Raw genomic sequence first — 14,959 nt, 5'->3', positions numbered from 1 at the left:
GCTGAAGGTCGGGGAGCGAAATCGGTCAGGCCGTGGCGGCGACCATCGGCGGGCGCGCGGGCGTGCCGGCGGAAACGGTCAGTACGTCGTGGCCGGATTCCGTCACGAGCACTGTGTGCTCCCATTGTGCCGAGAGGCTGCGGTCTTTGGTCTTGACCGTCCACTGGTCGGGCATGGTGCGGATGTCGCGGCGGCCGGCGTTGATCATCGGCTCGATCGTGAAAATCATGCCGGCTTGCAGTTCGAGCCCTGTGCCGGGACGGCCATAGTGCAGAATCTGCGGATCTTCATGGAACACCGTGCCGATGCCGTGGCCGCAATACTCGCGTACCACGCTGTAGCCTTGCGCCTCGGCGTGTTTCTGGATTGCGTAGCCGATGTCACCCAGATGCGCGCCCGGGCGCACCTGGTCGATGCCGAGCCACATGCATTCGAAAGTGGTCTGAACGAGCCGTTTGGCAAGAATCGAACCCTCGCCCACGATGAACATCCGGCTCGTATCGCCAAAATAGCCGTTCTTGATCACCGTTATGTCGATGTTCAGTGCGTCGCCATTCTTGAGCGTCTTGTCGCCGGGAATGCCGTGGCAGATCACGTCGTTGACAGAAATGCAGGTGGCCTTGGGGTAGGGCGGATAGCCGGGCGGCTGATAGTTCAGCGGCGCGGGGACCGTGCCCTGTTCCTTCAGCATGTATTCGTGACACAGGCGGTCGAGTTCGCCGGTCGTGACGCCGGCGGTGACGAACGGCGTGATGTAATCGAGCACTTCGCTCGCCAGTTTGCAGGCGACGCGCATTTGCGCGATATCGTGTTCGTTTTTTAGCGTGATAGCCATGAGTCGGGCCTGAAATGCGATTTATCCCGGGATTATCGCACCATATTCCCGGTGCCGCAGCGTTTTGGCGGTCGCCGGACGGCTTTTGCGCCGGGATTGATGCCCCGTCATTTATGGCCTCGCGGTGGGGCGCGAAGCGGCGGGAAGCGTCCGGGTGCAACCAGCGGCAGCAAAGACGGGCAACCGGGCAGGTTGAGTCGGCCGATAGTCGCATGCTATAATCTTTGGCTAAGTCGGTCCTTCTCTTGTCGCCGCTGGCTACCCGTCTGGGCAGTCAGCAGTGTCAGGCAGATGTGAGCGACGCTTCCCGTGGCGCTGGCTGCCCGAGCCATGGGAAAAGCTGTACCGGGCAGCAGACTCGCAAGCCGGCGCACCCAGGGTGTCCGCGGCGCGTAGCCAGGCAAGACTTGACCTGGCAGCGCGGCGGATACGGCAGCCGGCTTAAGACCCAACCCTCGCGGAGATTTTCATGGCAGTTACCATGCGTCAAATGCTGGAAGCCGGTGTCCACTTCGGTCACCAAACGCGCTTCTGGAACCCGAAGATGGCCCCCTTCATTTTCGGTCATCGCAACAAGATTCACATCATCAACCTCGAAAAGACGCTGCCGATGTACAACGACGCGCTGAAGTACGCGCGTCAGCTGGCAGCAAACCGCGGCACGATCCTGTTCGTCGGCACGAAGCGTCAATCGCGCGACACGATCGCTCAGGAAGCGCAGCGCGCGGGTATGCCGTACGTCAACGCACGCTGGCTCGGCGGCATGCTGACCAACTTCAAGACGCTGAAGGTGTCGATCAAGCGCCTGAAGGACATGGAAGCAGCGCTGGAAGCAGGTGAAACGGAACGCATGAGCAAGAAGGAAGCGCTCCTGTTCGAACGCGAAATGGCCAAGCTGCAAAAGTCGATTGGCGGCGTGAAGGACATGGGCGGCATTCCGGACGCGATTTTCGTGGTCGACGTCGGCTACCACAAGATCGCTGTTACCGAAGCTAACAAGCTCGGCGTGCCGGTCATCGCAGTGGTCGATACGAACCACTCGCCGGAAGGCATCGACTACGTGATCCCGGGTAACGACGACGCCAGCAAGGCCGTCGCTCTGTACGCGGCTGGCGTGGCTGACGCGATCCTCGAAGGCCGCGCCAATGCGGTCAACGAAGTGGTGCAGGCTGCACGCGGCGACGACGGCGACGAGTTCGTCGAGGTCAACGCGGAAGCGTAAAGCTGCCCTGTGTCCGGCAAAAAAGGGGGCTTTCTACAGGCCCCCTTTTTTTAAGCCGCGACGCCGTAGTGGGGCGCTGTCTCCGGCTGGGGCTGTGTCCGACGCGTTATCCGTAAAAAATGCGCATAACGCTGAAACGAATTCTTGCCGCCGGTATCGAAGTCCGGGCGGCGTGTGACAGATCGAACTCAAGGAGCAAATGATGGCGGCAATTACCGCAAGCATGGTTGCAGAACTGCGCGCAAAGACCGACGCGCCGATGATGGAATGCAAGAAAGCGCTGACGGAAGCCGACGGCGACATGGCGCGCGCTGAAGAGCTGCTGCGCGTGAAGCTGGGCAACAAGGCGAGCAAGGCTGCATCGCGCGTCACGGCTGAAGGCGTGGTCGCCTCGTTCATTGGCGGCAATGCGGGTTCGTTGGTCGAACTGAACTGCGAAACCGACTTCGTCTCGAAGAACGACGACTTCCTGGCTTTCTCGAAGAAGATCGCCGAGCTGGTCGCAACGCAAAACCCGGCTGACGTCGCCGCGCTGGCGGCTCTGCCGCTCGACGGCCAGACCGTCGACGCAGTGCGTCTCGCGCTGGTCGGCAAAATCGGTGAAAACCTGTCGATCCGCCGTTTCGTGCGTTTCGAGACGTCGAACAAGCTGGCTGCGTATCTGCACGGCACGCGCATCGGCGTGCTGGTCGAGTACACGGGTGCAGACGAGCAGGTCGGCAAGGACGTGGCTATGCACATCGCCGCCATGAAGCCGGTCTCGCTGTCGTCGGACGACGTGCCGGCGGATCTGATCGCCAAGGAACGCAGCATCGCTGAGCAGAAGGCCGCCGAATCGGGCAAGCCGGCTGAAATCGTCGCCAAGATGGTCGACGGCAGCGTGCAGAAGTACCTGAAGGAAGTGTCGCTGCTGAACCAGACGTTTGTTAAGAACGACAAGCAGACGATCGAGCAGATGCTGAAGGCTGGCAACGCGAGCGTCCAGAAGTTCGCGCTGTTCGTGGTCGGCGAAGGCATTGAGAAGAAGCAGGACGACTTCGCTGCTGAAGTCGCCGCTCAAGTGGCTGCTGCAAAGCAACAATAAGCTTCACCTAAGCTTCAGCTAGTACCGTTGTACCCGCGGCAGAGCAAGACTGTGCCGCGGTCGGCAGCGCCGCAAGGCTGCGCGCGGGTCGACCCCCGCTGTGCAGCCGCCATTGACGAGCCTCATGTGTCGATCAATTTGGCGGCGCTTGCCCGAATCAGCATTTCACCCCTACATTAGTCCCTTGTTGTTGCCCTGTTCTGCGCGATCTGGATACCCCTATGCCCACTGCCTACAAACGCGTTCTGCTCAAACTCTCCGGTGAAGCTCTGATGGGCGATGATGCCTTCGGCATCAATCGCGCGACCATCGAACGAATGGTGGCGGACGTGGCCGAAGTGGTCCGTCTTGGAACGCAGTTGGCCGTGGTGATCGGCGGCGGCAATATTTTTCGCGGTGTAGCAGGCGGCGCGGCCGGTATGGACCGCGCCACGGCCGACTACATGGGCATGCTGGCCACCATGATGAACGCGCTGGCACTGCAGGACGCCATGCGGCATGCAGGCATCGAGGCGCGTGTGCAGTCCGCGCTGCGTATGGACCAGGTGGTCGAGCCGTATATCCGCCCGCGCGCGATTCGCCAGCTCGAAGAAGGTAAAGTCGTGATTTTCGCGGCCGGAACCGGCAACCCGTTCTTCACGACCGACACGGCCGCCGCGCTGCGCGGCTCGGAAATCGGCGCTGAAGTCGTGCTGAAAGCCACCAAGGTGGACGGCGTCTACTCCGCCGACCCGAAGAAAGATCCGAGCGCGACGCGCTACACGACGATCAGCTTCGATGAGGCAATCGGCCGCAATCTGCAGGTCATGGACGCGACCGCGTTCGCGCTGTGCCGCGACCAGAAGCTGCCGATCCGCGTGTTTTCGATCGTCAAGCCGGGCGCGCTCAAGCGTATCGTGCTCGGCGAGGACGAGGGCACCCTCGTCCACGTGTAAACTCTCGTTCACATAAGTGGGCTTCGACGCGGGCCCGGGCCGCCGCATATCGCGCGTGCTGGCCGGCTCGCACAGTTTTGAAGGTTCGGAGGTTTAAAAATGTCTGTGGCTGATATCAGGAAGGGCGCTGAGCAAAAGATGCAGCGTTCCATCGACGCGTTCAAGAACGATCTGTCGAAAATCCGTACGGGTCGTGCGCACACGGGCCTGCTCGATCACATCCAGTGCGACTACTACGGCTCGCCGGTGCCTATTTCTCAGGTCGCGAACCTGACGCTGATCGACGCACGCACGATCGGCGTTCAGCCGTGGGAAAAGAAGATGGTTCAAGTCGTCGAAAAGGCGATCCGCGAGTCGGACCTGGGTCTGAACCCGGCTACGCAGGGCGACGTGATCCGCGTACCGATGCCCGCGCTGACCGAAGAACGCCGCCGCGAACTGACGAAAGTGGTCAAGAGCGAAGCCGAAACGGCCAAGATCGCTGTCCGCAATCTGCGCCGCGACGCTAACGAGCAACTGAAAAAGCTCGTCAAAGATAAAGAAATTTCGGAAGACGACGAGCGCCGTGCAGGTGACGACATTCAGAAGCTGACGGACAAATTCGTCGCTGAAATCGACAAGCTCGTCGTGACCAAAGAAGCAGAGATCATGACGGTGTAATGCTGCTCGGCTCCGTCCAGACGCGGAGCCGGCACGGGTTTTCCTGCCCCTTCAGGGGCTGGCGCTAAATGTCGGTCATGCAGCGCCAGGTCTGGGAGCATTCACCAATTCAAGGTTTGCACTTCTTCATTTGCAGTTATTGTCCCGACGGCCATGACCTACACCAGTTCAACCGTGCGCGTGCCTGATGTCGCCGCGGTGCCGCGACACATCGCGATCATCATGGACGGCAATGGCCGTTGGGCCACCCAGCGCCGCTTGCCGCGCGTGGCCGGTCATACGCGCGGCGTCGACGCTGTGCGTGCAGCCGTCGAGGCGTGCGCCCGTCAGGGCGTCGAATATCTGACGCTGTTTGCCTTCAGTTCCGAAAACTGGCGTCGGCCGAACGAGGAAGTGTCGTTCCTCATGCGCCTGTTCGTCACCGCGCTCGAGCGCGAAATCGGCAAGCTGCACGCGAACGGCATCCGTTTGCGGGTGGTCGGCGATCTCGAACGTTTCGATACGCGCATCCGCGATCTGATCAAGCGCGCCGAGACCAAGACCGCGCGCAATACGCGCCTCACGCTGACCATCGCAGCCAATTACGGCGGTCGCTGGGACATCATGCAGGCCACCCGCAAGCTCGCCGAGCAGTCGGCGCTGGCGGGTAAGGCGGTCGAGGTGAACGAGGAATCGTTCGCCGAACATCTGTCCATGGCCTATGCGCCCGAGCCCGATCTGTTCATCCGCACGGGCGGCGAGCGGCGCGTCAGCAATTTCCTGCTGTGGCAACTCGCCTACACCGAGTTCTACTTCACCGACATCTTCTGGCCGGATTTCGACGCCGACGCCCTCGGACACGCAATCGCATCATATGCGGAGCGCGAGCGCCGTTTCGGCCGCACCAGTGCTCAACTCGAGCCGCAATCGCAAAACGTCGATTCGCTTCCATGCTAAAAACCCGTGTCATCACGGCGGTCGTCCTCCTGGCGGTGTTCCTGCCCGTCACGTTGTTCGCGCCGGTCGGCGCGTTCGGCGCGCTGATTGCGTTCGTCGTCGTGTTTGCAGCGTGGGAATGGGCGCGCCTGCTCAAGCTGGGCGGCGCGGGCCCCGTCATTTACGCGCTGGTGGCGGCGGTGGCGCTAGTGGCCAGCACGCGTCTCGGCATCGGCGTCGACGATGCGCGGCCGTTTTACAAAGCGGCCGCCATTTTCTGGGTGATCGCCGGCCCGTTCGTGCTGCTGCGCAAACCGACGCTCGCTCAGGGCGCGTGGCGTAACTTCCTGTTTCTTGCCGGGATTGTGATATTCGTCGCGTGCTGGCATGCTCTCGTCGCCGCGCGCATGCAGGGTGTGCCGTTCGTGCTGTCGCTGCTGCTATTGGTATGGCTCGCCGATATCGGCGCATACTTCTCGGGGAAGGCGTTCGGCAAGCACAAGCTCGCGCCCGCCATCAGCCCGGGCAAGACGTGGGAGGGCGCGATCGGCGGCTGGCTCGTCGTCATGATTGTCGCGCTGGCGGCGGTCGTTTTGCATGCGTTCGAGCCGACCCTGTATTCCAGCTTGTGGGCGCATTGGGGCGCCCCGCGTGCGCTGCTTGCGCTGACCCTGCTGGTGGTGTTCAGCGTGGTAGGCGACCTTTTTGAATCCATGATGAAGCGCCAGGCCGGCGTGAAAGATTCGAGCGGCCTGTTGCCGGGGCACGGTGGCGTGCTCGACCGCATCGACGCATTGTTGCCGGTGCTGCCGCTTGCCATGCTGCTGCTCGGCTAGAGAAAGAGATATGCAAAAACGTCTGACATTGCTCGGTTCCACGGGCTCGATTGGAGACAGCACGCTCGACGTCGTCGCGCGTCATCCGGAGCGTTTTTCGGTTTATGCGCTCACTGCACACCGCAACGGCGACAAACTCGTCGAGCAATGCCTGCGTTTCCGGCCGGAAGTCGCGGTGGTCGGCGACGCCGACACGGCAGCGCGCGTCGCGGCCAAGTTGCGCGAGGCGGGCTGCAAGACCGAAGTGACTTACGGCGCTCAGGCGCTCGTCGACGTTTCGAAGGCGAGCGGCTGCGACACGGTCGTGGCGGCCATCGTGGGCGCGGCAGGCCTCGCGCCGAGCCTCGCCGCCGCACGCGCCGGCAAACGGATTCTGCTTGCCAACAAGGAAGCGCTGGTCATGTCGGGCGCGATCTTCATGGACGCGGTCCACGACAACGGCGCGGTTCTGCTGCCGGTCGACAGCGAACACAACGCTATTTTCCAGTGCTTGCCGCGCGAAGCCGCGCTGCATGGCGGCGTGTCCAAGATCATTCTGACCGCCTCGGGCGGCCCGTTCCGTACGCGCGAACCGGCCACACTCGCGGGCGTCACGCCCGAAGAAGCCTGCAAGCACCCTAACTGGGTGATGGGCCGCAAGATTTCGGTCGACTCCGCCACGATGATGAACAAGGGCCTTGAAGTAATCGAGGCTCATTGGCTGTTCGGCTTGCCGGGCGAGCGCATCGACGTGCTGATTCATCCGCAAAGCGTGATCCATTCGCTGGTTTCGTACGCCGACGGCTCGGTGCTCGCGCAACTCGGCAACCCGGACATGCGCACGCCCATCGCTCATGCGCTCGCGTTTCCGGATCGTGTCGATTCGGGCGTCGCGCAACTGGACCTCGCGGAAATCGCGTCGCTGTCGTTCGAAAAACCGGACTACGCGCGTTTCCCCTGTCTGGCTCTGGCGATGAAGGCACTTGCCGAAGGCGGCCTCGCCAGTGCGGCGCTCAACGCCGCTAACGAAATTGCTGTTGAAGCGTTCCTGTCGCGCCAGATTGGTTTCATGGCGATCGCGCAAGTGGTCGACTCGGTGCTCAACGGGTTGCCGAACGGCAGCGCGCACGCGCTCGAAGACGTGATCGAAGCAGACGCCGCAGCGCGTCGCGCCGCTGCCGAATTCATCGCGCGTCTGCCTGACGCCGCCCGCCGCACGGAACGCGCCGTCCAGTGAGGCGCTTATGAATCTGCTGATCGAAGTGCTCGCCTTCGCGGTTGCGATTGGCGTGCTCGTGGTCGTCCACGAATATGGGCATTACAGCGTGGCGCGGCTGTGCGGCGTCAAGGTGCTGCGCTTTTCGATCGGCTTCGGCAAGCCGCTCTTCCAGTGGGTCAGTCCTAAGAGCGGCACCGAATGGACCGTGGCCGCGCTGCCGCTCGGCGGCTATGTGAAGATGCTCGACGAGCGCGAGACCGGCAGCGCGCCGATCCCTGCCGAAGCGTTGCCGCATGCGTTCAACCGGCAGTCGGTGTGGCGGCGTATCGCGATCGTGGCGGCCGGGCCGGTCGCCAATTTTCTGCTCGCCATCGTGCTGTTCGGCCTCGTGTTCGCCACCGGCGTCACAGAGCCTGCGGCCATTCTGGCCGTGCCCGCGCCGAACACGGCGGCTGCCGTCGCCGGGTTCGAAGGTGGCGAGACGGTGGTAGCGGTGCGCACGGAGAACGCTGCCGACTCCGAGCCGGTGCGGTCCTGGTCTGACTTGCGCTGGAAGTTGCTGGGCGCAGCTTTCGATCACAAGCGCGTCGTGCTGAGCGCGAAAGGCCCGGGCGGCACGTCGGACTTCCAACTCGATCTGCGCGGTGTCGGTGAAAAGGACGTAGACGACGACTTCATGTCGCGCCTCGGCTTCGAGCCCGGCGGCGGCAAGTTGACCGTTGCGGGTGTGCAGCCGGGCAGCGCGGCGCAGAAAGCCGGGCTTGTTCCGGGCGACCGTTTGCGCGCGATCAACGGCATGGCAACCGACAACGCCACGGCCTTCATCGCGTATGTAAAATCGCACGCCGGCAAACCTTTGACGCTGCAAGTGGAGCGCGCGGCCGGCGGCAAAGTGCAGGGCCAGGCGCAGGATCAAGCGCAGGGCAAGCTCGAAGACATCACCATTGTTCCGCAGGCACAGCGCGACGCGGCAACGGGACAGCAGGTCGGCCGCATCGGCGCGGAACTCGCGACCCAGGTGCCGTCGATCAATGTGCGCTATGGACCTTTCGAAAGCCTTCGACTGGGCGCGCGCCGTACGTGGGACCTGGCGGTTTATTCGGTGCGGATGTTCGGCCGCATGATCGTCGGCGACGCTTCGCTGAAAAATCTTTCGGGTCCGGTGACGATCGCCGATTACGCGGGAAAGAGTGCACGTCTCGGTCCTTCTGCATTTCTGTCGTTCCTGGCCCTCGTCAGTATTAGCCTCGGCGTACTGAACCTGCTACCAATTCCGGTATTGGACGGGGGTCATCTGTTATATTATTTGGTTGAAGCTGTGACCGGTAAAGTTGTCTCCGATCGCTGGCAACTCGTTTTTCAGAGGGCGGGTCTCGCCTGCATCGTCGCTTTGTCGGCGATTGCACTGTTCAACGATCTCGCTCGTTTAATCCACTTTTAAAGTGTCCGGCGGCGCTAACAATGGCGACCGTCCGACCTGATGCAGCTATACACACTGGGGAAGCACGTTGTTTAAACCTCATCGCTTTGTTCCGAAGACGGTTATAACCGCGGCATTCGCCGCGCATGGGCTGGTCGCCCACGCAACCACGCCCTTCGTGGTGCAAGACATCCGGATCGAGGGATTGCAACGCGTCGAACCTGGTACCGTGTTCGCCTATCTGCCTATCAAGCAGGGCGACACGTTCAGCGACGACAAGGCATCGGAAGCCATTCGCGCACTGTACGCAACGGGCTTCTTCAACGACGTCAAGATCGCGACCGAAGGCAATGTGGTCATCGTGCAGGTGCTGGAGCGTCCGGCCATTGGCACGATCGACTTCGCGGGCATTCACGAGTTCGACAAGGAAAACCTGACCAAGGCGCTGCGCGCCGTTGGTTTGTCGCAAGGCCGTTACTACGACAAGGCACTCGTCGACAAGGCCGAACAGGAACTGAAGCGTCAGTACCTGACGCGCGGCTACTATGCAGCCGAGGTCACGACCACGATCACGCCGATCGACCGCAATCGCGTCTCGGTGCTGTTCTCGGTGGCCGAAGGGCCGAGCGCCAAGATCCGCCAGATAAACTTCATCGGCAACAAGGCGTTCAGCACGGGCACGCTGCGCGACGAAATGCAGCTGTCCACGCCGAACTGGTTCTCGTGGTACACGAAGAACGACCTGTACGCGAAAGACAAGCTCACCGGCGACCTCGAAAATGTCCGCTCGTATTACCTGAACCGTGGCTACCTCGAGTTCAATATCGAGTCGACACAGGTGTCGATCACGCCGGACAAGAAGGACATGTATCTGACGGTCACGCTGCATGAAGGCGAGCCGTACACGATCTCGAGCATCAAGCTGGCCGGCAATCTGCTCGACCGCGAGCCGGAGCTCGCCAAGCTCATCAAGATCAAACCGGGCGATCGCTTTTCGGCCGAAAAGCTGCAGGCCACCACGAAGTCGATCGTCGACAAACTGGGCGAATATGGTTACGCGTTCGCGACCGTCAACGCGCAGCCGCAGATCGACCAGTCGAACCACAAGGTCGACCTGACGTTGCAGGTGGACCCGAGCCGCCGCGTCTATGTGCGCCGTATCAATGTGGTCGGCAATACACGCACGCGCGACGAAGTGGTGCGCCGCGAAATGCGTCAGCTCGAAAGCTCGTGGTTCGACTCCAACCGCCTCGCACTGTCGAAAGACCGAATCAACCGTCTTGGCTATTTCACCGACGTCGACGTGACCACCATTCCTGTGGAAGGCACGCCCGACCAGGTCGACGTGGACGTGAAGGTCGCTGAAAAGCCGACGGGTGCGATCACGCTGGGCGCGGGCTTTTCGTCGACCGACAAGGTGGTGCTGTCGGCCGGCGTCTCGCAAGACAACGTGTTCGGCTCGGGCACGAGCCTCGCGGTGAACGTCAATACCGCGAAGACCTACCGGACGTTGACGGTTACGCAGGTCGATCCGTACTTCACGGTCGACGGCATCAAGCGTATTACGGACGTCTATTACCGTACGTATCAGCCGCTGTATTACTCGACCGACTCGAGCTTCAAGATCGTTACGATTGGTGGCGACCTGAAGTTCGGTATTCCGTTCTCCGAAGTGGATACGGTGTACTTTGGCGCGGGTCTCGAGCAGAACCAGCTGGACGTCGACGCAAACACGCCTGCGTCGTATAAGCAATACGTTCAGGACTTCGGCCGCGTGTCGAACAACGTGCCGCTTACTGTCGGCTGGTCGCGCGATGCGCGAGATAGCGCGCTGGTACCGAGCCGCGGTTACTTCACGCAGGCAAACGCCGAATACGGCACGCCGATCGGCGGCACCCAGTATTACAAGGCCGACATCAACGCGCAGTACTATTACTCGTTCTCGCGTGGCTTCGTGCTGGGTTTCAACTTCCAGGGCGGCTACGGCAAAGGCATGGGCGGCAAGCCGTACCCGATTTTCAAGAACTACTACGCGGGCGGTATCGGTTCGGTCCGCGGCTACGAGCCGAGTTCGCTTGGTCCTCGCGACGCCACCACGGGCGACCCGATCGGCGGCTCGAAGCTGCTCGTCGGCAATATCGAGTTGACGTTCCCGTTGCCGGGCACCGGCTATGATCGAACCCTGCGCGTATTCACGTTCCTCGATGCGGGTAACGTGTGGGCGGACGCGAGCAGCGCCGCCACGTCGAATGGCGCTAACGGTCTGCGTTACGGCTACGGTGTCGGTCTCGCGTGGATTTCGCCGATCGGACCGCTCAAGCTGAGCTTGGGCTTCCCGCTGACCAAGCATACGGGCGACCAGTATCAGAAGTTCCAGTTCCAGATCGGAACGGCGTTCTGATCCGCGTTGCGGACAGCTCGCCAAACAACAGTATCGAGAGGATCACTTTGCTAACCGGTATGTTTTCGAAACGTGTGGCTTGCGCACTGGCGCTGGCAATGACGCTGGGCGTCGGAGTAGCGCACGCGCAGGAAGCCAGGATTGCCGCGGTGAATTCGGACCGGATTCTGCGGGAATCGGCTGCGGCAAAGGCGGCCCAGGTCAAGCTCGAGGCCGAGTTCGCGAAGCGCGACAAGGACCTCGCGGACATGGCCCAGAAGCTGAAGTCGATGTCCGATTCGCTCGACAAGAGCGGTGCGTCGATGTCGTCGGCGGATCGCGCGCAAAAGCAGCGCGATCTGTCACAACTCGACACGGACTTTCAGCGCAAGCAACGCGAGTTTCGCGAGGACCTGAACCAGCGCCGCAATGAAGAACTGGCGGCGGTGCTGGATCGCGCGAACAAGGTGATCAAGCAGATCGCCGAGGCGCAGCATTACGACCTGATCGTTCAGGAAGCGGTGTATGTGAGCCCGCGCATCGACATCACGGATCAGGTGCTCAAGGCTCTCGCGGCCTCGGGCAACTAAGAGCACACGCAGGAGCGTTGCAAGCAGCGGTTGAAGGGCGGCCTTGGCCACGGCGTTGAATGCAAACGCCGCGCACGACGCGCGCCGTCTGGTGAGCTGCAGATCAGCTTTACGCGAACCGAAGTACGCCGCCGCGCTTGAACTGCGGAAGGCGAGCCGGGGCGGGGCTCTCACCGGCGACTCTGACAAGACGCACTGAACAGCAGGAGACAGGACAGGCATGGCATTTACGCTCGAGGACATCGTCCAACGGTTCGGCGGTGAAGTAGTAGGAGACGGTTCGCAGCGCGTCGGCAGCCTCGCGCCGCTCGACCAGGCAGGTCCGGACCAGCTGGCGTTCCTCGCGAACCCCAAGTACCTGTCGCAAGTGGAAACGACCCAGGCTGGCGCCGTGTTGATCAATGCCGACGACCTGGCGAAGCTCACGTCCCGCAGCGCCCGTAACTTCATCGTCACGCCGAATCCGTACGCTTATTTCGCGCGCGTCGCGCAAACCTTCATCGACCTCGCCACGCCAAAGGTCGCGCCCGGCATTCATCCGAGCGCGACGATCGACCCGTCTGCGCAGATCGCTGCGAGCGCGGTGATCGGACCGCACGTTACGGTCGAAGCCGGCGCTGTCATCGGCGAAAACGTGCGGCTCGACGCGAATGTCGTCATAGGCCGCGGCACGCGCATCGGCGCCGGCTCGCATCTGTATCCTAATGTGGCCGTCTATCACGGCTGCAAGCTCGCCGAGCGCGTGATCGTGCACGCGGGCGCGGTGATCGGCTCCGACGGTTTCGGATTCGCGCCGGATTTCGTCGGCGAAGGCGAAGCGCGTACCGGTAGCTGGGTGAAAATTCCGCAAGTTGGCGGCGTATCGATTGCAGCGGATGTCGAAATCGGCGCGAACACCACGATCGATCGTGGCGCAATGGCCGATACGATCATTGAAGAGTGCGTGAAGATCGACAACCTCGTGCAGATCGGCCACAACTGCAAGGTCGGCGCTTACACGGTAATCGCCGGTTGTGCGGGTATCGCGGGCAGCACCACCATCGGCCGTCATTGCATGATCGGCGGTGCGGTCGGGATTGCCGGGCACGTGACGCTCGCCGATTACGTGATCGTCACCGCGAAGTCCGGCGTGTCGAAGTCACTGCTCAAGCCCGGCATGTACACGAGCGCATTCCCGGCCGTGAACCACGCTGACTGGAACAAAAGCGCAGCTTTGCTGCGCAATATCGACAAGCTCCGCGACCGTATCAAGGCGCTGGAAACTGCCTCGGCTGACCGGCCGGACGCGAAGCCGGCCAACACGCCAGCACCTTTGGCATCGGGCGCGACGGGCATTTCACAGAGCGACAAAAGCTAGATTTCTGGGCGGCCCGCCAGTACCGCGTAAAATGGCGGGCGAATATCAGGAAGCGAAGACGGTTGCCGTGACCCGGTGGCACGGCAATCAGGTCACGGCGAGCGCCGGCAGCACGCGTTACCAACCCACCTGCACCAGCATCCGCAGTCATCATCGCGCAGTCAATGCGTGAGCAGAAACACCATGAGCACCGAAAAAATCAATCTCGACATTCATAAGATTCTCACGCTGCTGCCACATCGTTACCCGATCCTGCTGGTCGACCGGGTGCTCGAACTCGAGCCGCACAAGAGCATCAAAGCGTTGAAGAACGTGTCGATCAATGAGCCGTATTTCCAGGGGCACTTTCCTACGCGTCCCGTCATGCCTGGCGTGCTGATCCTCGAAGCGCTCGCGCAAACGGCAGCGCTCCTCACGTTCTCGGAAGAGCCGAGCGACCCGTCGAACACGCTGTACCTGTTCGTCGGTATCGACAACGCGCGCTTCAAGCGCGTCGTGGAGCCCGGCGATCAGCTCATCCTGAACTGCACGTTCGAGCGGCATATGCGCGGCATCTGGAAGTTCAAGGCGCGTGCCGAAGTGGACGGCTCGGTGGCGGCGGAAGCAGACCTGATGTGCGCTGTGCGTCACACGGACAAGGACGCCTGAGTCAATGTTCGGGCAGCCGGCGCCTCATGACGCTGCCGGCTGGACCCAGCCCATCCAGACAACGCAACAGAATCAGAAGCGAGGACGCATGAGCAGGATTCATCCCACTGCGATCGTCGAACCGGGCGCTCAACTCGACGAATCCGTCGAAGTCGGACCGTATGCGGTGATCGGCGCCCACGTGACGATCGGCGCCCGGACCACCGTCGGTTCGCATAGCGTGATCGAAGGCCACACCACGATCGGCGAAGACAACCGGATCGGCCACTATGCATCGGTCGGCGGCCGCCCGCAGGACATGAAGTACAAAGACGAGCCTACCCGGCTCGAAATCGGCAACCGCAACACGATCCGCGAGTTCACCACGATCCACACCGGCACGGTGCAGGACGCGGGCGTGACCACGCTCGGCGACGACAACTGGATCATGGCGTACGTGCACATCGGGCACGACTGCCACGTCGGCAACAACGTAATTCTTTCGAGCAACGCACAGATGGCGGGCCACGTGACGATCGGCGACCATGCGATCGTCGGGGGCATGTCGGGCGTGCATCAGTTCGTGCGCATCGGCGCTCATTCCATGTTGGGCGGCGCCTCCGCGCTCGTGCAGGACATTCCGCCGTTCGTGATCGCGGCCGGCAACAAGGCCGAGCCGCACGGCATCAACGTCGAAGGTCTGCGCCGCCGCGGTTTCTCGCCGGACGCGATTTCGGCGCTGCGCTCCGCGTATCGACTGCTGTACAAGAACAGTCTGTCGCTCGAAGAAGCGAAAGTGCAGCTGCGTGAACTGGCGTCGGCCGGCGGCGACGGCGACGAGCCGGTGCGAACGCTGCTGGCATTTGTCGAAGCGTCGCAGCGCGGCATCATCCGCTAAGC

At 62.1% G+C, this 14,959-nt stretch carries 14 protein-coding genes; 13 read left to right on the top strand and 1 reads right to left on the bottom strand.

All coding sequences use genetic code 11. From position 1 onward, the window contains the following. Positions 1 to 25: 25 nt before the first annotated feature. Entirely contained in the window at positions 26 to 835 is an 810-nt protein-coding gene (gene map / locus J2W46_RS19675) for a type I methionyl aminopeptidase (RefSeq protein WP_020065627.1), read from the bottom strand. A gap of 469 nt (positions 836 to 1,304) precedes the next feature. Here map and rpsB point away from each other — a divergent pair, with 469 nt between their 5' ends. The 13 genes from rpsB to lpxA all read left to right on the top strand — a co-directional run bounded on the left by rpsB (position 1,305) and on the right by lpxA (position 14,957). Further along, positions 1,305 to 2,057 carry a 30S ribosomal protein S2 gene (gene rpsB, locus J2W46_RS19670; protein ID WP_006048672.1) on the top strand — a complete coding sequence of 251 codons (753 nt, stop codon included), beginning with the start codon at positions 1,305 to 1,307 and terminating at the stop codon, positions 2,055 to 2,057. A 202-nt stretch (positions 2,058 to 2,259) separates the two neighbouring features. Beyond that, positions 2,260 to 3,141, top strand: coding sequence for a translation elongation factor Ts (gene tsf, locus J2W46_RS19665; RefSeq protein WP_204520589.1), 882 nt, complete (start codon positions 2,260 to 2,262; stop codon positions 3,139 to 3,141). A 221-nt stretch (positions 3,142 to 3,362) separates the two neighbouring features. Beyond that, on the top strand, positions 3,363 to 4,076 hold the full coding sequence (gene pyrH, locus J2W46_RS19660; RefSeq protein ID WP_006048674.1) for a UMP kinase: 714 nt from the start codon (positions 3,363 to 3,365) through the stop codon (positions 4,074 to 4,076). A 99-nt stretch (positions 4,077 to 4,175) separates the two neighbouring features. Continuing rightward, positions 4,176 to 4,736 (top strand): ribosome recycling factor, encoded by a 561-nt coding sequence (frr, locus tag J2W46_RS19655; protein ID WP_027775328.1) that lies wholly within the window; start codon positions 4,176 to 4,178, stop codon positions 4,734 to 4,736. 153 nt (positions 4,737 to 4,889) lie between these two features. After that, on the top strand, positions 4,890 to 5,672 hold the full coding sequence (gene uppS / locus J2W46_RS19650) for a polyprenyl diphosphate synthase (protein WP_027775327.1): 783 nt from the start codon (positions 4,890 to 4,892) through the stop codon (positions 5,670 to 5,672). Beyond that, positions 5,666 to 6,487, top strand: coding sequence for a phosphatidate cytidylyltransferase (locus J2W46_RS19645; RefSeq protein ID WP_310355606.1), 822 nt, complete (start codon positions 5,666 to 5,668; stop codon positions 6,485 to 6,487). Before uppS ends, J2W46_RS19645 begins: the two co-directional genes overlap by 7 nt. A 10-nt stretch (positions 6,488 to 6,497) precedes the next feature. Then, positions 6,498 to 7,703, top strand: coding sequence for a 1-deoxy-D-xylulose-5-phosphate reductoisomerase (locus J2W46_RS19640; protein WP_020065632.1), 1,206 nt, complete (start codon positions 6,498 to 6,500; stop codon positions 7,701 to 7,703). A 7-nt stretch (positions 7,704 to 7,710) separates the two neighbouring features. Beyond that, a complete protein-coding gene (gene rseP / locus J2W46_RS19635; protein ID WP_310355605.1) occupies positions 7,711 to 9,126 on the top strand; it encodes an RIP metalloprotease RseP in 1,416 nt (471 codons plus the stop codon). A gap of 67 nt (positions 9,127 to 9,193) precedes the next feature. Next, positions 9,194 to 11,506, top strand: a complete 2,313-nt coding sequence (gene bamA, locus J2W46_RS19630; RefSeq protein ID WP_027804250.1) for an outer membrane protein assembly factor BamA — start codon at positions 9,194 to 9,196, stop codon at positions 11,504 to 11,506. Between the two features lie 47 nt (positions 11,507 to 11,553). Further along, the gene (locus tag J2W46_RS19625; RefSeq protein WP_027799514.1) at positions 11,554 to 12,075 is read left to right on the top strand and encodes an OmpH family outer membrane protein; all 522 of its coding nucleotides are present in this window, start codon (positions 11,554 to 11,556) and stop codon (positions 12,073 to 12,075) included. Positions 12,076 to 12,295: 220 nt separating this feature from the next. Then, complete coding sequence (gene lpxD, locus J2W46_RS19620; protein ID WP_204520591.1) at positions 12,296 to 13,432, top strand: UDP-3-O-(3-hydroxymyristoyl)glucosamine N-acyltransferase; 1,137 nt, start codon at positions 12,296 to 12,298, stop codon at positions 13,430 to 13,432. Positions 13,433 to 13,615: 183 nt separating this feature from the next. Then, on the top strand, positions 13,616 to 14,080 hold the full coding sequence (gene fabZ, locus J2W46_RS19615; protein WP_204520592.1) for a 3-hydroxyacyl-ACP dehydratase FabZ: 465 nt from the start codon (positions 13,616 to 13,618) through the stop codon (positions 14,078 to 14,080). 88 nt (positions 14,081 to 14,168) lie between these two features. Beyond that, the gene (lpxA, locus tag J2W46_RS19610; protein WP_027804251.1) at positions 14,169 to 14,957 is read left to right on the top strand and encodes an acyl-ACP--UDP-N-acetylglucosamine O-acyltransferase; all 789 of its coding nucleotides are present in this window, start codon (positions 14,169 to 14,171) and stop codon (positions 14,955 to 14,957) included. Positions 14,958 to 14,959: the final 2 nt, after the last annotated feature.

Source organism: Paraburkholderia strydomiana, from assembly GCF_031456815.1.
Classification (GTDB): domain Bacteria; phylum Pseudomonadota; class Gammaproteobacteria; order Burkholderiales; family Burkholderiaceae; genus Paraburkholderia; species Paraburkholderia caledonica.
The sequence above is the reverse complement of the archived record's forward strand: the minus strand, read 5'-3'. Positions and strand labels throughout refer to the sequence as shown.